Below are 23,778 nucleotides of genomic sequence, written 5' to 3' on the forward strand. Positions count from 1 at the left end.
GAGTGGGTGATGACGCCGTACCCTTTCCCGCACTCATCACACGGTGGCGGCAGAGGTCGACTACGTGGCTTACTCATGACTTTGGGCTCCTTCGCGTGAGGTACCGGCATTACGTTTCCCGGCGGGTAGGTGTCCGAAGGCGTCCGAAGGGGTCAAAACACCGTTTAAGCTGCGTTTATCGTCGGACGGCTTTATTTTCTCGGACACCTTTAAGGTGTCCGACTGATTTAAGGCGTCCGATCGTTCTGCCTGGTCAACGCCATTTAGTCGGCTTCGGACGGCTTCGGACGGGCTACCGCTGGAATTGGGCTCTTCACGCTTTGGCAAGTACCGCTCGAACGTGTCGCTGAAGTCCGTCAACCGATACCCGCGTTCCTTCTTGTATCCGTCCCTGAATGCAGTCTTGATCCCGTACTCCTTGAGGCGATGCCCTAACTTCGACGGGTTGAGTTCAAATTGCCTCCATGGCGAGTCCTCAATTTCGTGAAGCTTCACGCACAACGCATCGGACTTCAGGAACGACACATGAAGGGACTCGAACACGTCCTTAATGTCGCGGAGCAGCGTGACGTTCACCGAATCGCTTTCGTCTTCCTCGGCGGCTGCGACCATCGCGACGGCGGCCGCTCGGGCTCGCTTCGGCCAGTCACCGCCGGCCATATCGGCAACTGCAATCAGCGGCTCCCATACGTCGGCGGCACGGTCCTCGACACCGAGGTTTTCCGGCTCGTACCCTTCAAGCTGGTGACGCACCGTGTCAGCCCACGCAGCGATATCCTTACGCAGTCTTTCGAGGGCTGGCCGGTCCCGTCTGGTGCGGTACGGCTGGACGTGTTCGGTTGGTTTGCGGCGGCGCATCACCACCACGATTGCCCTGTCTTCAATGGTGTCTGGCATCTTGCCGATACCGGCGAGCGCGGCCATGGCGAAGGTCTCAAACTCCACCGGTGTGTGTTGCGGTCCTACCGTGCGGCCCACTGGCAGCCCTCGTTGAAACCCCGCGTTGAGCAGGCCTCGCAGGTCTTCGTTGTTTTCGGCGACCTTCTTCGTACCGAAGATTGTGTCAGCTTCGTCGAATAGCAGAGTTGGTGGCGGGTCCGCATCGAGTGACCGGAAGATGTACGCCACGGTCGCGTTCACTGCCCGCAACGGCTGATACACAAGCGCGTCGAGCACCTCAAGTAGGCGTGACTTGCCGGATCTCTTCTCAGGGGATCGCGCGACCATCCTGGGCGCGTACTCGAATGCTGCCGTTAAGTGTGTAAGCACTGCCCACAGGACTACGGCCACGAAAGCGTGATTTGACGGCAAGACGCAGTAGCGGCGTATTGATGTCTCGGTGCGGTTGAGTATTTCGGCTCCGTCGCTCATGCGGCCACCTCGACGAGGTTTTTGGAAGACGGGGCTATGAGTCGTTCGAACCGTGAGGCGATGCCCGCAACCTTTGTGCCGTGGTCTCGCCACACGGTGAGCCAGTCGCTCGGCGGGTGCCCAGCGATCGCGGCAGACATATCAACTGACGCGGCCCGGCGGTGCGCTTCGGCGACTACTGCAGCCGCGAGGGTACGTACGCGCTGAGGATGCGCGGTGCCGTCGCGGATTGCGTCGTCTGCGGTGACGAGATCGAGCATCAGCGCGGCGAGTTCACGGCCCCCCGGTTCGGTGAACGCTCCGCTGGTCAGGAACTGTGCGTGCAAGGTGACGAGGTCGTGGGGGTCACCACGGTCGTGGTGTTCCAGGATCGCAGCGTAGGCGCGTCCTTCGGCGGGCCGGTGAAAATCAGAGGACAAAAGCAGCTCTGCCAGATCTTCGAGGTCTCGCCCATTGGGGTAGCTGTAGCGGCCTGATGATACTGCGCACAGGCACGCGAGGAGTACCGTCCCAGCCTCCGGAATGTCGGTGCCGTCGTCTACACTCATAGGTGGTTTCCTTTCTGCCCCGTCCGGCGTCGTCAACCGGGCGGGGCTTTGCTTTTCAGTCGGGTAGCTGGAGGGTGAGTTTGTCGAGACCAGCGCGGCGCGCCGCCGTCGAAACATGGGTGTAGCGTTCGGTGGTTTGCAACGATTTGTGTCGCATGAGTTCTTGCACGACCCGCACATCAACACCTGAAGCGAGCAGTTTCGTGGCGAACCAGTGCCGGAGCGCGTGGGCGGTGGCGTCGTTAATACCAGCTCGTCGCATCGCGTCTTTCAACGCTTCACCGACGGATCGACCGTCGATGAACGCGCGCCCGTCGTTGTACGACGGGAACCAGTAGCCCGTTGTCGGCATCGAGTCACGTACCTCGTGCAGTCGAGCGTGGATCGGCATGAATGCCTGGTGGCCGCCCTTGCCGCGTACGCGAAGCGTTCCCGCGCTCCAGTCGAAGTCCTCGCCACGCACCTTCGCGATCTCGTGGACACGCAGCCCTTGCAGCGCGGCGAGGAGGAACATCGCGAACGTTCGGCGCCGGTTAATGACAGCTTCGATCGCGGCGACCTGTTCATCTGTGAGCCGTTTCGGTTCGCTTCGGGGGCGGCGGGGCGCATCGAGCTTCAGTAGCGGGTTGTCTTCCCGGACACCGATTTTGACGAGCCATGTTTGCCAGGTAGACAGCAGCGAAAAGTAGGTTTGTCTGCTGGTGGCGGTGATCTTCGGGTTACTGAGGGCGGCAATAATGTCGTCCTCGGTGAGCAGGTGCGCTGGCGTGCCACGGTCGTGTGCGACCCGCTCCAAGTACGTGATCCGCTCGCGTATCGTGCGCCCGGACAACGACCGGGCCTGCATATGTGCACGGAACCTGTTCAGCAAACGAACCTGCTCAAGCCATAACGAATGAACAGCGTCAGGTTGATCAGTTATCATTGAGTCCTCCAGCCGATTAACTCTCAACGGGGTTGATCTTCGATGCCTCGCCCACCACCAGGGCGGGGCATTGTTTTTCGCTCATGTGGTGCCTCCTAGCGTTTTCTCAGCGTTGTCGCGCGCCTCGCGGAGCTTCCCCCGGAAGTCGCGATCGGGGGCGATCGCATCAACGAACGCCAATGTGGGGTCCAGGACGTTCCGGACCATTAGCGATAACGCAGCGGCGCACAAATAGCCGAAGTAGTCCGGGTCTGTCGTCGCGGTCCATGCTCTTGCGACGCGATCCAGTTCGGCATCATCACCGGCAGCAGCCGCGTACTGGAAGGTCAGGATGGTGGCGTCGGATTGCAGCCGCTCCACATCAACAATGCTCGACGGTGCACCATCCTCACCGACGATCATCATCCGGTCAGGAATATTCACGCCGCACCACCGAGTCCGAGTACGGTGCGCAGCTCGGCGACGGGCACGGTGTAGCGGCTACCGATACGAATGACGCGGACGGGAAAGTTACCGGCGCGGGCGTGAGCGTAGGCGGTTGATGCTGGGATACCGAGCGCCCGAGCCGCGGTACGCAGGTCGGTTGCCACTCCCAACCTGTCGAGTTCTTCAGGGGTCATGTGAAAGTCTCCTCGTTGTGTTCTCACAGCAGAGAATCAAGATGATTCCGTGCTGCTGACTGCAATAATGGCCGCTATGTTCCCACCTGTCAAGAACATCTGTAAACTCTGCTGCCATGACAGAGAACTGGTCGGCGGACATAGCCACTCGGGTGGCTTCCGAGGTAGCACGACTACGACGAAACAAGAATCTTTCGATCGCAAAGCTCGCTAAGCGAACGGAAGAGCTCGGCAATCCAATCGGGTCTTCGGTGTTAACGAACTTCGAGTACGGAAGACGGGGCGCTCGACTAGACGTCGCCGAACTTGTGGTACTGGCGGCAGCCCTCGAAGTCCCACCTGTGCAGTTGCTCTATCCCGAGCAGCCATACGGTTACGTCGAGTTCATTCCCGGCGAGCCGATGCCCTCGATAGAAGCAGCAGATGCGTTCAGCGGGATCGACTCACCACCCAGGGGCAAAGCGGGAAACATAGACGCTCAGGTCATGCAGCTGGCCAGGAAGGTACGCGACCTAGACCTAACCGCACAGGCGGCTGACGAAGAGGACCTCGCAAAGGTCGTGCAAGCGTTCCAGGACACGCCAGGCGCGCCCGACATCAATATCGCCGACCTGATCGCGTCTCGTGCGCACAATGCCCGAGCTGAACGGCGCCGCCTCATTCAGCAAATCGAAGAACTGCTCGGGCGTGAAGTCGTGAGGGAAGCACCTACCCAAGGGCGTCCCCGCGATGCCTAGGTCACCGCTGCCCCTCGGCACTTACGGGAAGATCAAGCGCGCCCAGCTCGGCCCGGGCCGGTGGCGTGCACGCGCCCAGTTCCGTGATTGGGACGGAAAGACTCGGCAGGTGGAGCGGTTTGGCACCACAGGCAACAAGGCCGAGGATGCCTTGAAGGAAGCATTGCGGGACCGCCAGCGCGACACAGGCACCGTTGAAATCACCGGCGACACGCGCATCCGGGATCTCGCTACCGTGTGGTTCACGGCCATCGCGAAAGAGGATTCACGGCGGCCGCAAACGATCGCGAACTATCGGCGCACCTACGACAAGCACATAGAGCCAGCGCTAGGTGAGGTGAGGCTTTGTGAGGCGTCCGTGGGTGTGATCGAACGAGCCCTTAGCGCCATCGACAAGCATGCGACGGCGAAGCAAGCACGCGTCGTGCTGACAGCAATGTTCGGGCTTGCGGCGAGACATGACGCGGTACCACACAACCCGGTACGGGATACGACCGCCCGCCGCAGCAAACGCGGCCAAGTTCGGGTATTCACGCCTGAAGAACTCCGTGGGTACCGGGCGCTGATCGCGGGCTGGTCACAGGGCAACCAGTACGGCCCGCCCCGCGCCGCCGATCTTCCCGACCTTGTTGACGTAATGCTCGGAACTGGCCTACGGATCGGTGAGGTCCTCGGCCTGGTGTGGCCCGCAGTCGAACTCGATGCCGAACCACCGCGGCTGACAGTCGCAGGACAAGTGATCGCATACGGCGGCAGGGCGACCCGAGAGGCCTACCTGAAGTCGGAAGCAGGTCACCGCACCCTCACACTCCCCTACTTCGCCGCAGAAGCGCTACAGCGCCAGCACGAACGCAACCTCCCCAGCGAAGGCGGGCTCGTGTTCCCGTCCCACCGTGGCACTCCCCGCTCACCGCACAATGTGCGCCGCCAGCTCCGCGCAGCACGCGGTGACCAATTCGAATGGGTGACACCGCACACGTTCCGCAAGACAACAGCAACCCTCATCGAACGGGACTTCGGAGTAGGCGCAGCCACCGCACAGCTCGGCCACTCAGGCGAGCGAGTCACTCGCGAGCACTACATACAGCGGGCGGCAGTCGCGCCAGACGTGCGGCGAGCGTTCGAACCGTTGTTGATTGAAAAACGTGGGTTAAACAGTGTTGATCTTGAACCAACGAAAACGAGGCCAGACCTAAAAGCGGTCTGACCTCGAAAAACAAGAGCTGGCGAGGGGACTTGAACCCCTAACCGCCCGATTACAAGTCGGGTGCGCTACCAATTGCGCCACGCCAGCATCGGCCCTACTGAAGCCTGAACCATCTTAACGGCATTCGCTGATTCCGCCCAATCGCCGTCTCTCAGCACACGATTGCCCTAGCAGGATGGGGCTTCGCCGAACAATGGCTCACCAAACCCGCTAGCGTGTAGCTATGAGCACGTCTGAGATCGCCACGGTACTAGCTTGGCATGAGGCGCTGAACACCCGGGAAATTGCCACTCTTGTCCAGCTTTCGAGTGAGGACATCGAAATCGCTGCGCCCGACCACGCGAGTCAGGGCATCGCCGCGCTGCGCGATTGGGCTGAGTCCGTAAATACCGGTTTCGTCCCAGGGCGAATGTACTACCGCGGCGGCGTAGTCGTAGTCGAGGAGGAGTTGCACCGCTCCGCGTCCGAACGCGATCTCGATGTACAAGCGTCAGCCTTCCGTGTGGTCGACGATCAGGTTGTTTCCATGTTTCGCCATGCGTCGCTGGACGAGGCTTTTGAGGCCACCGGACTCCGCGCCGCGGATCGCGTCGACGACAAGTAGCACGAAGCACAAATTGGGCCCTAGCCGTGAGCTAGGGCCCAATTTGTGAGTTCAGTTGGGTGCTGCTGGGTTACTCGTCGTCGTCATCAGCGTCCGCAGCCATCGCGTCACGCAGGCTCTTGGGACGCAGGTCGGTCCAGTTCTTCTCGACGTACTCGAGGCACGCGGCACGGCTCTCTTCGCCGAAGACGACGCGCCACCCTGCTGGTACCTCGGCGAAAGCAGGCCACAGTGAGTGCTGCTCTTCGTCATTGATCAGCACGTAGAAGCGGCCGTTCTCGTCATCGAAGGGGTTGGTGCTCATCAATCCTCACTCTGCATTCTGCGTCACGACCGTTCGGTCTCCGGCTGATACACCCGTACAGCGCAACCGCCATACCGTACAAGGCGCGCCGTCACTTCGTCCATTCGCCCGCCTCGCAGTGAATATCGATACACCACTCCGCTGACACGTGCCGCGTGACGCCGCCTTGCACTTTGTGGCAGCTTAACCGGTGATCGCGGCGAGCGGCGGCGCAACTTCGAAACGTAGCGCGATATTGATCACGGCTGTCGGTCCGCCGAGACTACGCCGGGTTTCGCCCTTCCCATGCATCCCACAGTTCGGCGTACCTTCCGCCTCTCTGCAGCAGTTCCCTGTGCGGGCCGTCCTCGACGACCCGGCCCTCTTCAAGCACCACCACGCGATCCGCCCGGGCAGCTTGCGTGAGACGGTGCGCGACGATCAGCGCTGTACGCCCCTTCATCACTTCGTACGCATAGTGTTCGAGCTCTCGCGCTCCGGCACTCCCCGCCTCTGCCGTCGCTTCGTCCAGAATCGCGACTGGCGCGTCCGCGAGCACAAGTCGGGCAAGCGCGATCTGCTGGGCTTGCGCAGCCGACAACTGGTAGCCGCCTTCACCGACCATGGTCGCAATGCCTTCGGGCAGGGCTTCTACCCAGCCGAGCGCTCCTACCTTGCGCAACGCGGCATACAGCGCGTCGTGGTCGGCGAAACGGTTCGCGAGCCGCAAGTCCTCGAACAGGGGCCCGGAGAATACGTGCACTTCCTGGCTGATGATGACGACGTGCTTGCGCAGGTCGTATACCCCGAGGTCCCCGAGGTTGACACCACCGATCCGGGCCGCTCCCGAGTCTGGCGTGATCGAGCCCGCGGCAATCGCCGCCACGGTCGTCTTCCCCGCCCCCGTTGAGCCGACGAGGGCGACCCGTTCCCCGGGCTCGAGAGTGATCGTCACGCCGTGGAGGACCGGCTTGACACCGTCGTAGCTGAACTCGAGGTTCCGGAGTTCGAGACGTGAATTCTCGGGGCGCGCGGATGTTCCGGATTCGCGCACCATCTCGCTGTTGATCAGGCCGACGAGCCGCCGCAGGCTCTCCCCCGCCGCCTGAATGTCGTTGAAGGAGAACAGTAATCCTTGCATTGGCAGGAACAACCGGTGGAAGAGCAGTGCAGCGATCGTTGCTTCGCCAACGGAGATCTGCTGTCCATCGCGGACGAGTATGAAGCTAATCCCTAGCACCGCGGCGAGCCCAATGTATTGAACGAGCTTCCCGCGAGCGACGAACCTCGTCAATTCGCGGAAGCTCGTCGTCATCTGGTCACGCGCCTCGCTCGACGCACTGCTGATGTAGCGGATCTGGTCCGTCTCCAGACCGTAGGCGTGCACCGTGGGCAGACCCTGCATCCCGGAGACCAGCGCTTCCGAACGCGCCGACAGCGCGACGCGCTCGGCTGTGAACATCGGCCCCGACCGCGGTAGGTACCAGAAAAGCACCGCCAAGCCCAACGGCACCGATACCAGCGCGCCAAGCCCAAGCCGGTAGTCAATCGAGAAGATGGCGACGAAGCTGAGTCCGGCCAGCGTGAGCGACGAAAAGCTCGCTGGGACCGCGTTACCCACCACACGAGCGATTGCAGCAACATCATCGTTCACGCGCGACAGCAGGTCACCTTTACCGGCGCGCTCGACAGTGCGCACTGGCAGCAGCAGCGCGTGCTCGAGGGCGCGTTCCCGCAAATTTGCAAGGACTGTTTCACCCACGTGGCACATCAGGTAGGTCGCGGCGCCGGACAGTAAGCCCGCCGCGATGGCGGCGATACCGATCTGCACTATCACCATCACGATGCGGGATGTCGGTGCCCCGGCGATTACGTCGTCAACAAGTCGGCCGAGCACGTAAACGGGCACGATGATCGCGGCCGCGGCGACGACCGCGAAAAGCGTCGCGAACGCCGCCCGCCAGGGGTCTCGGCGAAGCACAGCCCGCAGCCACACGCCGCATTGCCGCGACGTGGCCACTGGAAGTGCCGGGCGAGGGGCGCGCGGACGAGTATCGGTTGCCGCCGTCACCGCAGCACCACCCGCCGGTAGTTCTCATCCGTCGCAGCGAGATGCTCGTGGGTAGACACCCTCGCTACTTGCCCGTCTTCGAGGACGACGACGTGGTCGCAGAATGAGAGCAGGGCCGGGCTGCTCGTCACAATGATCGTCGACTGGACGCGCGGGCCGCTACGGTGGCGCAGTTCGGCGATGCCCTGCGCGATTGTTTGCTCGGTCACTGCGTCGACCGCAGTGGTGGGGTCGTGCAGAACGAGGACAGACGGCGCGGCGACCAGCGCCCGCGCGAGCGCGACGCGCTGACGCTGCCCACCGGACAGACTCTCGCCCCGATCGGTCACGGGATGCTCCAGACCCTCCTCATGCATCGTCACCACGTCGCGTGCTGCGGAGGCGTCGAGCGCGACTTCCACTTGCTCGTCGAGGGCCTCCGGACGCCCCGCTCTGACGTTGCTGCCGATCGTGCCGGTGAACAGGTCCGTCCGGTGCGGTTCAACGAGGAGGGCCCGCTGCGCGTGTTCCGGCGCCACCTCGGCGATAGGCACGCCCCCTACGAGGACTCGGCCCCGGTACTCGTCGACGGGCAATCGTCCGGACAGTACCGCCACAAGCGCGTCTGCATCGTTCGGGTCATAGCTCAGCACCCCGATCAGCTCACCGGCCTCGACCTTGAGGGAGACACCCTTGAGGGTCTTGTACGACACGCTGGCGATCTCCAGATCGCGCCGTCCTTTCGGCAGGGAAAGCGGACCTGGTGTCAGAATGAACTCCGCTCCGAGGATCCGGTCGAGCCGCTGCGACGATGCCCTCCCGATCGCGATTCCACGCGGCATAGCGGCTAGGGCGCCGAGCGGTCCGGGAAGGAATTGTGAGAGGCCGACCACCGCAATCAGCTCCCCAGGGCTGATTTCGCCGGCGAGCGCAAGATACCCTCCGTAGCCAGCAACAACGACAGCGAGCACACCGTTGGCCGTATATGACGCGCTCGTGTAGAGGCCGTTGATCCGCGCCGACCGGACTGCCGCGCGCAACGCGATCCGGCTTTGTGTGCGGTAGCGATGGGCTGCCATGTCTTCGCCGCCGATCCCCCGCAGGGGGCGCAGGCCACTGACGAGGTCGGTCGCGAGCGCAGATGCCCATCCTGCGGCGGAATTCTGCGCACTTGCTCGCTGAGTGATGGTCGGAGAGACACGTTGCAGCCCGCCGAGGATCAGTGGCGTGGCCACAATGACCACGAGTCCGAGGGTCAGATTGATGTAAAGCAACGCTCCGATCGCCACTATAGCGGCGGCGAGCGCGGCAACTCCCCGGGCGACGACGCTGAGAACGCTGGCCGCGTTTTCGGCACCCTGGGTCGAAACGGTCAGCAACGCACCGACGCGACTGCGCAGCCGGACTCCCCGGGGATCAAGAATTCGGGTCGCAACCTCGACCCGCAATCGGTGAGCCTCATTCTCAACGACTCGCTTGACGATCCGCGAACCAAAACGCCATGTGACGACGATCACAATAAATAAGCCGATCAGGAATGCTCCGTACTGAATGAGGGCATCCTCATCGGCCGGGCTGATGACGCGGTCGATGATCAGGCCGATGGCAATCGGGATCAGCGTTTCGGCCACCTGATATACGCACAGCAGCAGCGTGCCCAGCGGGAATAGTCCGCGGTTGCGGCGAAAGACGCGCCGCAGCACGCCCTGCCCATCGCGCGACCGGCCCGCGCTGGGCGCTCGCGTTGATGACATCTCGCCTCCCGATGACATTCGCTGAAGCCGACACTAACTCAGCATCGAGTGGCATAAAGGCACTTAGCTCTCTTAAAGTCGCAATGGATCGGCAGGTCGCACATATTGCAGGAGGAAGAGCGGATGGCCGCTACGGCCCGGGAGAACGACGTAATCACTGACGACGACATCGAGCCGCTGGCAGATGAGACGGCACGGCAGGCGCAGCGTGTCGTCGCTGCGTACGCACAGGACGCGGATGAGTGCCGCATGTTCCTGTCGATGCTTGGCATCGGCCCGGGCACGGCGGGGCCGGCCAAGGCTGAATGACACCGCACGTTGTAGCGACGCACAGTGGGCTGCCACCCAATCTGTGCGACGCTAGCTGTGCGACCTTCGCAGCAACAACACACCGATGGGGTGACCGGAATGGCAGGTAAGTCCGTATCCGCGGGAAGCGACGAGGCGCGCGCGTCACGGGAGTCGGCGCCTGAACTCGTTGTCGTAGCGAACCGACTTCCAGTCGATCTGGAAAAACTGCCAGACGGATCTACCCGCTGGAAGCGCAGCCCAGGCGGTCTGGTTACCGCTCTCGAGCCGGTTCTCCGGCAGAATCACGGTGCCTGGGTCGGCTGGCCTGGGGTGCCCGATGTGGACGTCGACCCCATCGTGGAAGACGGCCTGTCGCTGTATCCGGTCACATTGTCATCCCGTGACGTTACGGAGTACTACGAGGGGTTCTCGAACGGAACGCTCTGGCCCCTCTACCACGATGTTGTCGTCAAGCCGATTTTCGACCGCACCTGGTGGAACACCTACGTCGAAGTAAACCGGCGTTTCGCGGAGGAGACCGCAGCGATCGCCGCGGAGAACGCCACGGTGTGGGTTCAGGATTACCAGCTGCAACTCGTGCCAAAGATGCTGCGCATGCTGAGGCCGGACCTGACGATCGGTTTTTTCCAGCACATTCCGTTCCCCCCGATCGAGATCTTCATGCAGCTGCCGTGGCGGACGGAGATTATCGAGGGACTACTCGGCGCGGATCTGGTCGGCTTTCACTTACCCGGCGGCGCACAGAATTTCGTCTACCTGGCGAACCGGCTCGTCGGCCACCCCGTCAGTCGCGGACAAATCGGAGTGCGCTCCAAGTTCGGCGAGGTCCAGGTCGGGTTCCGGACCGTGCGCGCAGGGGCATTTCCTATCTCGATCGACTCTGGAGAACTGGACGAGCTTTCGAAATCACGTTCGATTCGCCAGCGTGCAAAGCAGATCCGGCAAGAGTTGGGCAATCCTCGCCGAATTATGCTCGGCGTGGACCGGCTGGACTACACCAAGGGAATCAATATCCGGATGACGGCGATCCAGGAGCTCCTGGCCGAAGGCCGCCTGGACCCCAAGGAGAACATTTTCGTCCAGCTCGCGACTCCGTCCCGCGAACGTGTTGAGCACTACATGCACATGCGTGACGAGATTGAGCGTCAAGTCGGCCGAATTAACGGCGACTTCGGCGAGGTCGGCCACCCGGTTGTGCACTACCTTCACCGCCCGATTCCACGAAATGAGCTTATCGCTTTCTTTGTCGCTGCCGACGTCATGCTGGTAACGCCGGTCCGCGACGGGATGAATCTCGTTGCGAAGGAATACGTTGCTTGCCGAAGTGATCTTGGCGGCGCGTTACTTCTGAGTGAATTTACTGGTGCCGCTACGGAATTACGGCAAGCGTATCTGGTTAACCCGCACGACATCGACGGGGTCAAAGATTCCCTGCTTGCTGCGCTTGATCAGGCCCCTGAAGAGGGACGGAAGAGGATGCGGGCCCTTCGCCGGCAAGTACTCGCACACGATGTGAATCGCTGGGCCCGCGCATTTCTGAATGCACTTGCCGAAACGCCGCACGCGGGGGAAACTGGAGCCTCGCTGCGCCGCTGAAAACTGGCGTGGTGATCCAAACCCGGAAGTGATACATGTCGCATCATGCCCGCATTCATCGGCTGTATCCGAGGGAACTAGGCTTTTTGCATTATTAATTTCTGAGAAAGGGTTTCGGCGCGTGAGTGCTCAGGATCTGCCCGTCGAACTGCGGCGCGCTCTGTCACAGATTGCCCGCACACCACGCCTTCTTGTCGCGTGCGATTACGACGGCACGATGGCCCCCATCGTCTCGGACCCAGACCGGGCACACCCGAACATGGAGGCCGTGCGCGCGTTGCGCACGCTCGCCGCTCTGCCGTCCACTACCGCCGCAGTGATTTCCGGCCGCGCCCTCCGCGACCTCGCGACACTGTCGCGCCTGCCTGCAGAAGTCCACCTTGTGGGCAGCCACGGCTCGGAATTCGAAGTCGGCTTCGTGCATGCGATAAGCGCAGACGCGCGGCGCTTGCTGCAGCGGATTGAGAAGGAACTCGTACAGATCGCCGACGCGCACCCTGGAGTTTCGATTGAAACCAAGCCAGCGAGTGTCGCGTTCCACGTCCGCAACGCGGAAGATTCAGTGGCCGAGGCCGCGCTTGAACAAGTGTGCGGCGGGCCAGCGAAGTGGGATGGCGTCCAGGTCACGGAAGGCAAAGCCGTCATCGAGCTTGCCGTCATCAGCACCGACAAGGGGCAGGCGCTCGACATTCTGCGGCACCAGGAGGGCGCGACCGCGGCGGTCTTCTTCGGTGACGATGTGACTGACGAGAAGGCATTCCGCCGACTTCATGGGCCGGACGTGGGCGTAAAGATCGGCCCCGGAGAATCGCTTGCCGGGCACCGTATCGAGGAACCCGAAGACGTCGCAGTCGCACTGGCGCTGCTCCTCGAGGAGCGCAAGACCTGGCTGCACGGTGACAGCGTCACACCGATCGAGCGACTGACGATGCTGGCCAGTCCGAACAACGTCGCGCTCATCACTCCGGATGGTGCGCTGAGCTGGTTGTGCCACCCTGAGCCGGACTCCGGAGCGATCTTCGCGCACTTACTCGGAGGCGAATCAGCGGGCCACTTCACGGTCGGGCCGCTGCGCCAAGGGCTGCCGCTGAGCCAGCAATATGTGGATGGCACGATGACGGTCGAAACGCGGTGGGCGAGCCTGCTCGTCACGGACTACCTCCCGCACGACGTCACGATCGGCCGTACAGACCTGACACGCGTCATCTCGGGCGAGGCATCAGCGGTCGTGAGCTTCGCACCCCGGCCAGAGTTCGGACAGGTCCCGGTCCGGATCATCAAGGTCGATGACGGACTGCGCGTCGAAGGCACCAACGATCCGATGGTTCTCCGCTCCCCCGGCGTCGAGTGGGAAGTGACTTCGGACGGAATTCAGGAAACCGCCACAGCAACCGTTCACCCCGCGGACGGACAGGTAGTTCTGGAACTGCGCTGCGGCACGTCCGACATTCTCGAAATGAAGGTGCCGGAAGCGGAAAGACGCCAGCAAGCGGAAGACTACTGGCGGTTATGGGCGGAGAAACTCGTTTTGCCGCCGCTGAAACCTGCCTTGATGAAGCGATCTGCGCTGACACTGCGCGGCCTCGTGCACGCGGAGACTGGCGGAATTCTTGCTGCGGCTACCACGTCGCTGCCCGAGGAAATCGGCGGGGTCCGTAACTGGGACTACCGCTTCTGCTGGCTCCGCGACGCAGCCATGACAGCGTCGGCGCTGGTGGCGTGCGGTTCACTCAGTGAGGCTGAGGATTATCTTGAGTGGGTCCACCGTGTGCTCGACACCGTGCCCGGACCGGATCGGCTGCACCCGCTGTACACGTTGCAGGGCACAGCCTTGCCGCCTGAAGCCGTCATCGATTCGCTGCCCGGATATGCCGGTTCACGCCCGGTGCGAGTGAGCAACGCGGCCAACAATCAGGTGCAACTTGACGTCTTCGGCCCGATCGTCGAACTCATCCATGATCTCTCCGAGGCCCGGATCACCGCGGGTTACGACGAGCCGGTGTCCGCGCGCGACTGGGAACTGGTGCGGGCGATGGTGTCGGCGGTCGAACGACGATGGTCCGAGCCGGATCATGGGATCTGGGAGATCCGCGGCGCTCCGCGTCATCACGTGTACTCGAAGGTGATGTGCTGGGTGACGGTGGACCGTGCACTCAAACTCGCCAGCAAGTTCGGCTTCACTGTTCCGCTCGGGTGGAGAACACTGCGCGATGTCATCGCCAAGCAGGTTTGTGACAAGGGCTGGAATGAGGAAATACGGTCCTTCACGGCAGCATACGACGGCCTCGACCTCGACGCTGCAACGCTCCACATCGGACTGTCGGGGCTTGTTGATCCTTCAGACGAGCGGTTCGCGGCCACTGTCGTCGCAACCGAAGCGGAACTTCGCAGCGGCTCAACGGTGTACCGCTATCACCACGATGACGGGTTGCCCGGCGGCGAGGGCGGGTTCCATTTATGTGCGGCATGGCTTGTTGAAGCGTATTTGCTCACCGGCCAGCAGGCCCAGGCCGATGCACTATTCGCTCAGCTCGTTACCGCCGCGGGACCTACCGGGCTGCTGAGCGAGGAGTACGATCCCGTCGCCGAACGCGCGCTTGGCAATCATCCACAGGCGTACAGCCACATCGGTTTACTCCGCTGCGCGCAACTGTTGTCGGCGTCAGCCCGATGAGGAGGGCCCCATGGCGGGGCCCAGAGTAGCGCCGAGGAGCATTTCCGTAGGCACCATTTCCACGGCCAACCGGTCTGGGCTGTAGCCGAGGAGGAGTTCCCCCGCGCGTCTGCCTTTCAGGGCCGCAGGCTGGGCGACCGTTGTGAGCCCCGCGCGACGCGCTTCGCGGATGCCGTCGAATCCGGTCACCGACAGTGTGTCGGGCACGCGGATCCCTTCGTCCGCGGCGTACGCAAGCGCCCCGAGCGCGAGCACATCTGTGGTGCACATGAAAGCGGTGATCGACGGAACGGCCCGACGGAGCTCATGGGCCGCCCGCTGACCTGCGTCGCGGGAGTGCGTGGACCGCTCCGCGATTGTCACCTCTGCGCCAGCCATATCGGCAGCGTCGAGAATCGCCCGTATGCGCGCATTCTGAACAGGGAGTGGGGACGAGAGCGCACGGGCGCGGCCCACAAATTCGTCACGATCATCCGGCCCGAGCCGCATACAAATGACTCCGATCCGGCGGTGCCCCGCCGCGAACACGGCGTCGGCCAGCTCGCGCATCGCGCGGTAATCGTCGATTCCAACCCGCGACGTTCCTGGAACATCGATCGGCTGGTCGCACACCACCACTGGCAACTGGCGTTCCAGGGCCGCCGCGAGGTACGGATCGTTTGCGGCGACCGAGTAAACAACAAACCCGTCGACTCCCGCCCGCTGCACCGCGGCCGCAGCCTCTAAATCGTCGCGATCCGGCCCTGCGGGAACGATGAGCAGTGATTTGCCCGCAGAATCACACGCGTCAGCAAGGCCAGCGACGAACTCCACGGCAGCCGGATCGCGAAACGAATAGCTGAGTGGCTGGTCCAGAAGCAGTCCGACTGTGTTCGCCTTACGTGTGCGCAGCGAGCGCGCCACGGGATCAGGGCCCGGGTATCCGATCTCCTTCGCCGCGGCGAGCACGCGCTCGCGAAGCTCGGGTGACAGCTGGTCAGGGCGGTTGTAGGCGTTAGACACGGTCGTGCGCGAGACCTTGAGTTCCGCCGCCAGGGACGCCAAAGTGGCGCGCCGACGGGGCCTGCTTGACCGGGGCATAGGTGGACGGTAACCGCACCGGGGCCAGAGTTCCAGCACCATCACGTCAGATGTGGTTCAGAGTTCCCCTGCTGGAACGCTAGACTGCGATGGAAACCGTTACCATTTCAATCTCTAGGGGTTACTTGTGCGTGCAGTAAAGACTGCTGGCGTCCTGGTCTCCGGACTCAGCCTCGCCGCATTCGGCCTGGCTGCGTGTGGCAGTGACGACGATGCCGCCACCGGGACCGGTGCCGACACCGCCATCACCGTCGTCGCGAGCACGAACGTGTGGGCTGACATTGCGCGCCAGGTGGGCGGCGACGTGGTGTCTGTTGAGGCGCTCATCAGCGATCCCGCGGTCGACCCGCACCACTACGAGAGCACACCGCGCGATGTTGCCACAGTGCAAGACGCCGATCTGGTGGTCTATAACGGCGGCGGCTACGACCAGTTCGTTCAGGACATCATCGACTCCACCGACCCCGGCCCACGCTCGGTGAGCGCCTACGAGCTCCTCGTGCGCCACGATGACGCGCACACTGATGACGACGAGCATCACGACGGGGAGCATCACGACGGGGAGCATCACGACGGGGACGAGCATGGTCATGGCGAAGATGAGCACGGTCATGATTCGGAGCACGAAGGTGGCGGCGAAGCTGACCATCACGATGATGAGGGTGACCACGGCCATGCTGCGGGTGCGAACGACCACGATCACGACCACGGACATGGCGCAGCAAACGAGCACGTCTGGTACGACTTCCACATCGTGAGCGACGTCGCGCGCGCCATCGCGAATGAACTGAGCGAACTCGATCCCGATAACGCTGACACCTTCTCCGCAAACGCCGAGGAGACGTCAGAGCGCATCGAAGAACTCGAAGACCGCGCAGACGACATCCGCGCCACCACCGAAGGCATCGAGGTTGCGCAAACAGAACCACTGGCTGAATATCTGCTGGGAGCTCTGGGCGTGATCGACATCGCACCGACTGAATTCACCCGCGCTGTCGAGCATGGAAATGATCCCTCAGCGGCCGTAACGGCGCAGTTCAGCGACCTGCTGGCGGACGGCGAAGCACAGGCGCTCGTTTACAACAGCCAGACCGAGTCGCCCACCACGCAACGGATGCGGGAAATTGCCGTAGACAATGACGTTCCCGTCATTGAAGTCTCAGAATCACTTCCGGCCGGAATGGATTACTTTGAATGGATGCACTCCACTCTCGATGACTTCGAGCGCGTACTGACCGGAGCATGACACCTAGCCCTTCCTCTTCACCGGGTTCACCCCCGCAGAGAAACCCCGTCGTTTCTCTGCGGGGCGCTGGCCTGCGCTTCGGTGCACGATCGCTCTGGGATGGACTCGATCTCGACATCTCGCCTGGCGAGTTCGTCGCGGTGCTCGGGCCCAATGGATCCGGAAAAACCAGCCTGCTGAGGGTGCTGCTCGGCCTTCAGCCCCTCGCAGCTGGCACGGTGCGCACCTACGGCGGAGCCGTTCGCACCGGTGACAATCGGATCGGATACATCCCTCAGCAGAAGACCCTCGACCGCGGCCTCACGCTGCGTGGCCGCGACCTCGTCGGTCTCGGTCTCAGTGGCCACCATTGGGGTCTCACCCTCTCGTCGGCGAAACGCCGTGAACGCAATGACCGCGTCCGCGAAGCACTCGACGCGGTCGGCGCGGCCAGCTACGCAGATGCCCCGGTTGGCCGCCTTTCAGGCGGGGAACAGCAACGCCTGCGCGTCGCCCAGGCGCTCGTGTCCGACCCTGGTCTACTGCTTTGCGACGAGCCACTGCTGAGCCTCGATCTCGCAAGTCAGCGCAAGGTAGCTGAGCTCATTGACGCGCGGCGCCACCTGGCTGACACGGCTGTCCTTTTCGTCACCCACGAGATCAACCCGATCCTGCCGATGGTCGACACCGTCCTCTACATCGTGGACGGCCGCTTCCGCATTGGCCCGCCATCCGAGGTGATGACGTCACGCGTGCTGTCAGAGCTTTACCGGACCGACGTCGACGTCCTTCGCGTCCGTGACCGCATCGTGGTCGTGGGCACTGGCGACAGCATTGATGTCCTCGGGAGGGCTGGGCAAGAGCACCACCCTCAAGAACAGTTTCCGGAGCCATCATGAATGAGTTCTGGGTCCGGTTCCTCGACTTCAGCACTACCGCTGACCTCCTGAGCCGGTCTTTCGTCCAGCATGCGCTCATCGCGAGCGCAATCCTCGGCCTCCTTGCCGGGGTCATCGGCCCGCTGATCGTCAGTCGTCAGATGTCCTTCGCTGTGCACGGCACCAGCGAACTTTCCGTAATGGGTGCCGCAGGTGGTCTGCTCCTCGGCATCTCGGTCGGCGTCGGTGCCATAGCTGGGTCTGTTGCCGCAGCGCTGCTCTTCGGCATTCTCGGCGCGAGATCCCGCGAGCGTGATGCGGTCATCGCTGTCATTCTGTCCTTCGGCCTCGGCCTTGCAGTGCTGTTCCTGTGGCTCAATCCGGACCGAACAGTCAATCAGTTTGCGCTGCTCGTCGGCCAGGTCGTGACTGTTAACACCGCAGGTCTGCAGCTTTTGATCGTGACCGCGGCGATCGTCCTCATCGCGCTGATCGCCGTCTACCGGCCACTCTTGTTCGCGAGCACCGACCCCGAAGTCGCCGCCGCGCGGGGGGTTCCCGTCCAGTTCCTGACCGTCGTCTTCGCAGTACTGGTCGGCCTTGCCGTGTCCATCGGAGTCCAGATCGTCGGCGCCCTTCTGGTCCTATCGCTACTCGTCACCCCAGCCGCAGCGGCCTCCCGGGTCACCGCCGACCCGCTCAAGATCACGCTGCTGGCTCTGCTGTTCGCGCAGACCGCAGCACTCGGAGGCATCATCCTGTCGCTCGCTCCGGGCGTACCCGTCTCCGTCTTCGTCACGAGCATTTCTTTCCTCATCTACATGATGTGCCGACTAATCGGCCGTCGTGGAACAGCAGTACCCGCGTAACGCCCGCGATGTGACAACGTAGTAGTTATGGCTGCCATCGACCTCAACTGCGATCTCGGGGAGAGCTTCGGCATCTGGGCTCTCGGTGACGACGCCACGATGCTGCCGCTCGTCACAAGCGCCAACATTGCATGCGGCTTCCACGCGGGTGACGCGCGGACATTGCTGATCACATGCCAGCGCGCCGTCGATCACGGTGTCCGGATCGGCGCACAGGTCAGCTACCGGGACCTCGCCGGATTCGGACGCCGATTCATCGACGTCGCACCCGACGAACTTACTGCGGACGTGCTGTACCAGATCGGAGCTCTAGATGGCCTTGCCCGGGTTGCTGGAGACCGCGTTCGGTATGTGAAGCCACATGGTGCGCTCTATAACGCAGCTGTGCACCACGAGGAACAAGCAGCCGCGGTCGTCGACGCGGTCGCCCAATACGACCGGAATCTCCCGATCCTCGGTCTGCCAGGGTCTGCGCTCTTGCGCCTCGCTGAGGAGGCCGGCCTGCGAACCGTCACCGAAGCTTTCGCGGATCGCGCCTACACGGCGCAGGGCGCGCTGGTGTCGCGGCGCGAACCGGGTGCAGTGCTCAGCGACGCGACGGAGATCGCAGCCCGCGCGTACACCATGGTCACGACTCATCAGGTGGTTGCCGAAGATGAGACCGTGCTTGACCTGCACCCCGAATCGCTGTGCGTGCACGGCGACACTCCCGGTGCGGTGGAGATAGCGGCAAAGATCAGGGAGAAGTTCACTGCTGCGGGCGTGGTCATCGCCCCGTTCACGTAAGGAGCGCGCACATGCGGATACTCACCGCAGGCCCCGCTGCGGTTCTCGCGGAACTTGCGTCTCTGGAAGACGTCCTCAGCACTTTCACGTGCCTGAAGGACTCCCCTCCCCCTGGCAGCCTGGATGTCATTCCCGCGGCACGCACGGTGCTCATCCGTTTCGATACCGGACGGACTTCGGCTGACGCTGTCATCGCACATCTCCGCTCACTGCCCGTGCGGAACGCGAGCGCTGAAGCCGAGGGCACGGTCATCACAATCGATGTCAACTACAACGGTCCGGACCTCGACGACGTCGCTGAACACACCGGTTTGAGCACAGAGGACGTCATCGAAGCTCACACCGGCAAGCCCTGGACTGTGGCCTTCGGCGGTTTCGCGCCAGGTTTCGCGTATCTCGTCGGGGGTGACGAGCGCCTCCACGTCCCCCGGCGGCGGGATCCCCGCAAGAAAGTCGAAGCTGGGAGTGTCGGGCTGGCCGGCGAGTTCAGTGGTATTTACCCGCGAAGCTCGCCCGGAGGGTGGCAGCTAATCGGCACCAGCGACGCAACCTTGTGGGACCCGGAAAACGACCCGCCAGCGTTGCTGCGGCCCGGTGTCCGCGTCCAGTTCAGGGTGGCGCCATGACGGAAGGGCTCGAAGTTCTGCAGGCCGGCGCTCTGACCACCATTCAGGACCGCGGCCGGCCCGGCTATGGCGATCAGGGCGTGGGCTGGTCCGGTGCTGCGGATACACGAGCGCTGGACGCCGCGAACAGGCTCGTTGGAAACCGGCCCTCAGCGGCATGCCTGGAGCTAACGCTCGGCGGGTTTGTTGCTAGGGCTCGCATAGCTATGGTCTGCGCGGTGACGGGCGCGCGCGCACCGATCTTCGTCGGAGACAAACAAGTCGCGCATCATGAGCAGATCGTCCTTCCTGCCGGAGCGACGCTCAAGATCGGTATGCCGACTGCTGGCCTGCGAACTTACGTCGCTGTGCGGGGCGGCATCGCTGGCCCTCTCGTACTCGGCAGCCGCAGCACCGACACCCTTTCTGGGCTCGGTCCGCCTCCGGTACGCCGGGGCGACGTCGTCTCGGTCGCGAAAGACGAAGAAGAGTGGCCGGCGGCGGACGTGATTCCCCAAGGATTCACTGAGCCGGGCACCGGACCGGTAACCATCAGGGTCCAACTGGGTCCCCGCGCTGACTGGTTCGACCCCTCAGCCCCGCATCTGCTGACATCCCAGACCTATGAAGTCACAGCGGATTCGAATCGCGTCGGCGCACGCCTTGCCGGACCGAAGAGACTGACGCGTGCGCGGGATGACGAACTGTCCAGTGAAGGGATGGTGCCTGGTGCGCTGCAGGTTCCTCCGGAGGGTCAGCCTGTACTGTTCCTCGCTGATCATCCCGTCACCGGCGGATATCCTGTCATCGCGGTCGCCCTCGATCTCAGTGCTGCTGCACAACTGCGGCCAGGAGACAAGGTGCGGTTCACCACCGGCACGATCCAGTAGCAAGAACCGCGCCACGCGCGGCGTTGTTTACTGGATCGTTGCGACGGTCACCGCTGCCGGTGGCGCCGCGACGCAAAATCGCGCACACACCACACGAGCAGCACACCACCGGCGGCCGCGAGGACGGCAGCGGCCGTCAGCCATGGACCCGAGTACCACGTCACGGTCTGCGGGCTGAGCCCGAGGTCCGATAGGTCCTCAACACGTGATTCGACGCCCCGGAACCAGCTTGCGACAGACCCCACGATCAACAAAAGGCCACAAATCAGCGCAGCCAGCGGCCTGCCCATCAAGACGCCACCAGCAGCCGCTGCAGAGTCGCGCGCAGCGTGTCATGGTCGCGGGCCCAGGCCTGCACGATTGAGCCAGATTGCAGACGCAGTCCCACGCCGGTGCGGCGCCGCGGAACGCCATGCAATTCACCTAGCGCACGCGCCATCTGCCAGTCGCCTGGGCCCCACCGATCAGTTCCTTCGGGCGGCAGCAGCTCGGCGATTTCCTCGAGGGCGAGTGTTTCCTCACCCTGACGCAGATAGTGCGGGGTGAGTTCAACGCGAAGGTGCGTTCGTCCCGCATACACTTGCCACCCCACCACCGCAGTCAGCAACACCGCCGCGACCAGCCAGCCCACCCAGTGCACGGGCCCACCGAGAAAGATCTCGGCGACGATGCCCACCGTGCAGAAGACCGGACCGAATAGGAGCGCCCGCCACTGGGCGCCAGGTTCAAAGAACTCGATCTCGGCCGTCATCGCTCAAACCATGGTTGAGCAGCCGGCCGGTAGACCAGGACACACGCCGTGATCGCGGGAACGACAATCGCCACCGCGTAGAAACCGGACACCGAGATCGTCGCTATCTGGAAGATCGCGAGCATGATGGAGAACGCGACGAGTGAGCGCCGGAATCGGGGATCACCTTTACGAGCGAACCCACTGAGAACGCCTACAAAAAGACCCGAGATCAGTGATATGCCGCCGTACATGCGCAGCAAATTGACTAGTCCGCCGACGTCATCGATGTTTTCCCGCGCCGTAAGGAGCGCTTCCTCAGTGACGAGCAGATATGCGAGCCCCATAAGCACACACACCACCGCGGCGACGAACCACAGCCAGTAGGCCGCCGTCACCACTGTGGGACGACGCTCAGCGATTTCCATCGTGCTTCTCCCGCGTGAAGTATCGGTTCGACTCATCTCTATGCATCAGCACGATCGCCCCGGCGGCAAAGACCGCCTGCACAATGCCGAGGCCAGAATCGAAGAACGACAATATCCCGCCGTCGCCACTACCGAACACCGATGCCACAGCGAATACACCAAAGACAACCCCGATAGCCGTCAGCGCGACTCTCGCCCAAGGTTTGCCGCGCCGCATCGTGAAAGCGACAGCCAGGAGCACGCTCAGCAGAAGAAGCAGCAGCACACCAGCAACACCAGTGATCACGTACGCCCAGACCCGGGCCTGCTCGTAGGTGAGATCCAGCGCGGACTGCTGCTCAAATTGGTCCATGAACAGGTCCGTCGTCTCGTCGATGTTCATCACCATCCCGACGAGACGCAGCGGGACGATCACCACGCCGATCACGATGACACCAAGCCACAACTGGAACGCGGTGATCACATCGTGTGGCGGGACTCGCTCGGGGACCCCGGACCTGGACGGTTCCGTTCCTGGATGCTGGGGGCCACCCTCGTCGGGCGGCCGAAGCTGCGCACCACTATCCGGGGGCCGCGGGTAGAGGGGCGCGTCGCGATCGCCGTGGTCTTCAGAACTCATCACTTTCATCGGTCAAGCAAGCCAATCGCGACGTCCGCAAAATATGTCAGGATAAAATCCGCCCCCGCTCGTTTGATGCTGGTCAGCGATTCGGTGATCCCACGATCCCGGTCTATCCAGCCACGTTCGGCTGCGGCGCTGATCATCGAGTACTCGCCGGACACTTGGTATGCGGCGACCGGGACATCAGAAAGCTCAGCAGTCTCGCGCACGACATCGAGATACAGCATGGCGGGCTTCACCATCACCATATCCGCGCCCTCTTCCAGATCGAGCGAGATCTCGCGGCGCGACTCACGCACGTTGGAGCAGTCCTGCTGATACGACGCCCGCGTACCGTGCAGGCTCGACCCGACGGCTTCGCGGAAGGGCCCGTACAGCGCCGATGAATACTTCGCGGAGTACGCAAGAATGGCGGTGCTGTGCTTGCCATGAGTGTCGAGTGCGGACCTGATCGCGGCAACTTGGCCGTCCATCATGCCGCTCGGCGACACCACGTGGGCTCCGGCCTCCGCCTGCACCACCGCCATCTGCTGATACAGGTCTAGTGTCGCGTCGTTATCGACGGAGCCATCCTCGGCAACGACGCCACAGTGGCCGTGGTCCGTGAATTCATCAAGACAGGTGTCCGCCATGATGACCGTATCGTCGCCCAAATCGCCACGAAGCGCTCGCAGCGCCCGGTTGAGGACACCCTCGGGATCGATCCCGGCCCGGCCCTGTGGATCCTTGTCATCCGGATCTGGCACACCGAAGAGCATGACGCCGCCCACTCCCGAAGCAACCGCATCCGCGGCGGCGCGTCGCAGCGAATCGAGAGTGTGCTGATACACCCCTGGCATCGAACTGATAGGCCGGGGCGAGCTGACCTCGTCTGCCACGAACATTGGCAGCACAAGGTCACGAGCATTAACCTGCACCTCCGCGGTGAGGCGTCGCATCGCCGGTGTTGTCCGCAATCGCCGCGGACGGTGAGCAGGAAACATC

The 23,778-nt window shown here is 63.0% G+C and carries 26 protein-coding genes and 1 tRNA gene; 12 read left to right on the forward strand and 15 right to left on the reverse strand.

Annotation, left to right across the window (positions count from 1 at the left end; genetic code table 11):
- Nucleotides 1-69 precede the first annotated feature (69 nt).
- The 5 genes from FHU29_RS09275 to FHU29_RS09295 all read right to left on the reverse strand — a co-directional run bounded on the left by FHU29_RS09275 (nt 70) and on the right by FHU29_RS09295 (nt 3,464).
- Nucleotides 70-1,371, reverse strand: coding sequence for a DUF3631 domain-containing protein (locus FHU29_RS09275; RefSeq protein ID WP_064441187.1), 1,302 nt, complete (start codon nt 1,369-1,371; stop codon nt 70-72).
- Nucleotides 1,368-1,919 carry a DnaB-like helicase N-terminal domain-containing protein gene (locus tag FHU29_RS09280; protein WP_064441188.1) on the reverse strand — a complete coding sequence of 184 codons (552 nt, stop codon included), beginning with the start codon at nt 1,917-1,919 and terminating at the stop codon, nt 1,368-1,370. The genes FHU29_RS09275 and FHU29_RS09280 overlap by 4 nt, the downstream gene beginning before the upstream one ends.
- A 55-nt stretch (nt 1,920-1,974) precedes the next feature.
- Nucleotides 1,975-2,844, reverse strand: coding sequence for a tyrosine-type recombinase/integrase (locus tag FHU29_RS09285; protein WP_064441189.1), 870 nt, complete (start codon nt 2,842-2,844; stop codon nt 1,975-1,977).
- 81 nt (nt 2,845-2,925) lie between these two features.
- Nucleotides 2,926-3,267: a hypothetical protein gene (locus FHU29_RS09290; RefSeq protein ID WP_083962408.1), complete on the reverse strand. Its 342-nt coding sequence runs from the start codon at nt 3,265-3,267 to the stop codon at nt 2,926-2,928.
- Nucleotides 3,264-3,464 carry a helix-turn-helix domain-containing protein gene (locus tag FHU29_RS09295; RefSeq protein WP_064441190.1) on the reverse strand — a complete coding sequence of 67 codons (201 nt, stop codon included), beginning with the start codon at nt 3,462-3,464 and terminating at the stop codon, nt 3,264-3,266. Before FHU29_RS09295 ends, FHU29_RS09290 begins: the two co-directional genes overlap by 4 nt.
- Before the next feature lie 116 nt (nt 3,465-3,580).
- On the opposite strand from FHU29_RS09295, the gene FHU29_RS09300 reads away from it, so the two are divergent.
- Together FHU29_RS09300 and FHU29_RS09305 are read left to right on the forward strand one after the other, a co-directional pair.
- Nucleotides 3,581-4,201 (forward strand): helix-turn-helix domain-containing protein, encoded by a 621-nt coding sequence (locus FHU29_RS09300; protein ID WP_157095248.1) that lies wholly within the window; start codon nt 3,581-3,583, stop codon nt 4,199-4,201.
- Nucleotides 4,194-5,408, forward strand: a complete 1,215-nt coding sequence (locus FHU29_RS09305; RefSeq protein ID WP_064441192.1) for a tyrosine-type recombinase/integrase — start codon at nt 4,194-4,196, stop codon at nt 5,406-5,408. Before FHU29_RS09300 ends, FHU29_RS09305 begins: the two co-directional genes overlap by 8 nt.
- Nucleotides 5,409-5,422: 14 nt before the next feature.
- Here FHU29_RS09305 and FHU29_RS09310 read toward each other — a convergent pair.
- Nucleotides 5,423-5,495 (reverse strand) — tRNA-Thr (locus tag FHU29_RS09310).
- A gap of 136 nt (nt 5,496-5,631) precedes the next feature.
- Here FHU29_RS09310 and FHU29_RS09315 point away from each other — a divergent pair.
- Entirely contained in the window at nt 5,632-6,012 is a 381-nt protein-coding gene (locus tag FHU29_RS09315; protein ID WP_064441193.1) for a nuclear transport factor 2 family protein, read from the forward strand.
- Nucleotides 6,013-6,082: 70 nt separating this feature from the next.
- Here FHU29_RS09315 and FHU29_RS09320 read toward each other — a convergent pair whose 3' ends face one another.
- The 3 genes from FHU29_RS09320 to FHU29_RS09330 form a co-directional block, all read right to left on the reverse strand.
- Nucleotides 6,083-6,316 (reverse strand): MbtH family protein, encoded by a 234-nt coding sequence (locus FHU29_RS09320; protein WP_064441194.1) that lies wholly within the window; start codon nt 6,314-6,316, stop codon nt 6,083-6,085.
- Between the two features lie 262 nt (nt 6,317-6,578).
- A complete protein-coding gene (locus FHU29_RS09325) occupies nt 6,579-8,366 on the reverse strand; it encodes an ABC transporter ATP-binding protein (RefSeq protein WP_064441195.1) in 1,788 nt (595 codons plus the stop codon).
- Nucleotides 8,363-10,099, reverse strand: a complete 1,737-nt coding sequence (locus tag FHU29_RS09330) for an ABC transporter ATP-binding protein (RefSeq protein ID WP_064441196.1) — start codon at nt 10,097-10,099, stop codon at nt 8,363-8,365. Before FHU29_RS09330 ends, FHU29_RS09325 begins: the two co-directional genes overlap by 4 nt.
- Before the next feature lie 123 nt (nt 10,100-10,222).
- Here FHU29_RS09330 and FHU29_RS09335 point away from each other — a divergent pair, with 123 nt between their 5' ends.
- The 3 genes from FHU29_RS09335 to otsB all read left to right on the forward strand — a co-directional run bounded on the left by FHU29_RS09335 (nt 10,223) and on the right by otsB (nt 14,681).
- On the forward strand, nt 10,223-10,408 hold the full coding sequence (locus FHU29_RS09335; RefSeq protein WP_064441197.1) for a hypothetical protein: 186 nt from the start codon (nt 10,223-10,225) through the stop codon (nt 10,406-10,408).
- A 99-nt stretch (nt 10,409-10,507) separates the two neighbouring features.
- Complete coding sequence (locus FHU29_RS09340) at nt 10,508-12,007, forward strand: alpha,alpha-trehalose-phosphate synthase (UDP-forming) (RefSeq protein WP_074390895.1); 1,500 nt, start codon at nt 10,508-10,510, stop codon at nt 12,005-12,007.
- 121 nt (nt 12,008-12,128) lie between these two features.
- Nucleotides 12,129-14,681, forward strand: a complete 2,553-nt coding sequence (gene otsB, locus FHU29_RS09345; RefSeq protein ID WP_064441198.1) for a trehalose-phosphatase — start codon at nt 12,129-12,131, stop codon at nt 14,679-14,681.
- On the opposite strand, the gene FHU29_RS09350 is transcribed toward otsB, so the two are convergent.
- Complete coding sequence (locus FHU29_RS09350) at nt 14,670-15,761, reverse strand: LacI family DNA-binding transcriptional regulator (RefSeq protein ID WP_064441199.1); 1,092 nt, start codon at nt 15,759-15,761, stop codon at nt 14,670-14,672. The two genes, otsB and FHU29_RS09350, sit on opposite strands and share 12 nt — an antisense overlap.
- A gap of 127 nt (nt 15,762-15,888) precedes the next feature.
- Between FHU29_RS09350 and FHU29_RS09355 the strand changes: the two genes are divergently transcribed.
- Genes FHU29_RS09355 through FHU29_RS09380 form a run of 6 tightly spaced genes read left to right on the forward strand, consistent with a single transcriptional unit; the run spans nt 15,889 to nt 21,014 of the window.
- Nucleotides 15,889-17,007 carry a metal ABC transporter solute-binding protein, Zn/Mn family gene (locus FHU29_RS09355; RefSeq protein WP_064441200.1) on the forward strand — a complete coding sequence of 373 codons (1,119 nt, stop codon included), beginning with the start codon at nt 15,889-15,891 and terminating at the stop codon, nt 17,005-17,007.
- Complete coding sequence (locus FHU29_RS09360) at nt 17,004-17,885, forward strand: metal ABC transporter ATP-binding protein (RefSeq protein WP_064441201.1); 882 nt, start codon at nt 17,004-17,006, stop codon at nt 17,883-17,885. Before FHU29_RS09355 ends, FHU29_RS09360 begins: the two co-directional genes overlap by 4 nt.
- Nucleotides 17,882-18,733 (forward strand): metal ABC transporter permease, encoded by an 852-nt coding sequence (locus tag FHU29_RS09365; RefSeq protein ID WP_064441202.1) that lies wholly within the window; start codon nt 17,882-17,884, stop codon nt 18,731-18,733. The genes FHU29_RS09360 and FHU29_RS09365 overlap by 4 nt, the downstream gene beginning before the upstream one ends.
- A gap of 27 nt (nt 18,734-18,760) precedes the next feature.
- Nucleotides 18,761-19,519: a LamB/YcsF family protein gene (locus FHU29_RS09370; protein WP_064441203.1), complete on the forward strand. Its 759-nt coding sequence runs from the start codon at nt 18,761-18,763 to the stop codon at nt 19,517-19,519.
- An 11-nt stretch (nt 19,520-19,530) separates the two neighbouring features.
- Nucleotides 19,531-20,145, forward strand: a complete 615-nt coding sequence (locus FHU29_RS09375; protein ID WP_064441204.1) for a 5-oxoprolinase subunit B family protein — start codon at nt 19,531-19,533, stop codon at nt 20,143-20,145.
- A complete protein-coding gene (locus FHU29_RS09380; RefSeq protein ID WP_064441205.1) occupies nt 20,142-21,014 on the forward strand; it encodes a 5-oxoprolinase subunit C family protein in 873 nt (290 codons plus the stop codon). Before FHU29_RS09375 ends, FHU29_RS09380 begins: the two co-directional genes overlap by 4 nt.
- A 47-nt stretch (nt 21,015-21,061) precedes the next feature.
- On the opposite strand, the gene FHU29_RS09385 is transcribed toward FHU29_RS09380, so the two are convergent.
- Genes FHU29_RS09385 through hemB form a run of 5 tightly spaced genes read right to left on the reverse strand, consistent with a single transcriptional unit; the run spans nt 21,062 to nt 23,777 of the window.
- Complete coding sequence (locus tag FHU29_RS09385) at nt 21,062-21,304, reverse strand: hypothetical protein (protein WP_064441206.1); 243 nt, start codon at nt 21,302-21,304, stop codon at nt 21,062-21,064.
- Nucleotides 21,304-21,765 carry a hypothetical protein gene (locus FHU29_RS09390; protein WP_064441207.1) on the reverse strand — a complete coding sequence of 154 codons (462 nt, stop codon included), beginning with the start codon at nt 21,763-21,765 and terminating at the stop codon, nt 21,304-21,306. The genes FHU29_RS09385 and FHU29_RS09390 overlap by 1 nt, the downstream gene beginning before the upstream one ends.
- Complete coding sequence (locus tag FHU29_RS09395; protein WP_064441208.1) at nt 21,762-22,172, reverse strand: hypothetical protein; 411 nt, start codon at nt 22,170-22,172, stop codon at nt 21,762-21,764. The genes FHU29_RS09390 and FHU29_RS09395 overlap by 4 nt, the downstream gene beginning before the upstream one ends.
- The gene (locus FHU29_RS09400; RefSeq protein ID WP_083962409.1) at nt 22,159-22,791 is read right to left on the reverse strand and encodes a hypothetical protein; all 633 of its coding nucleotides are present in this window, start codon (nt 22,789-22,791) and stop codon (nt 22,159-22,161) included. The genes FHU29_RS09395 and FHU29_RS09400 overlap by 14 nt, the downstream gene beginning before the upstream one ends.
- Nucleotides 22,792-22,796: 5 nt before the next feature.
- A complete protein-coding gene (hemB, locus tag FHU29_RS09405; protein ID WP_064441209.1) occupies nt 22,797-23,777 on the reverse strand; it encodes a porphobilinogen synthase in 981 nt (326 codons plus the stop codon).
- Nucleotide 23,778 lies beyond the last annotated feature (1 nt).

Origin of the sequence: Hoyosella altamirensis, from assembly GCF_014191505.1 — a bacterium.
Lineage (GTDB): Bacteria > Actinomycetota > Actinomycetes > Mycobacteriales > Mycobacteriaceae > Hoyosella > Hoyosella altamirensis.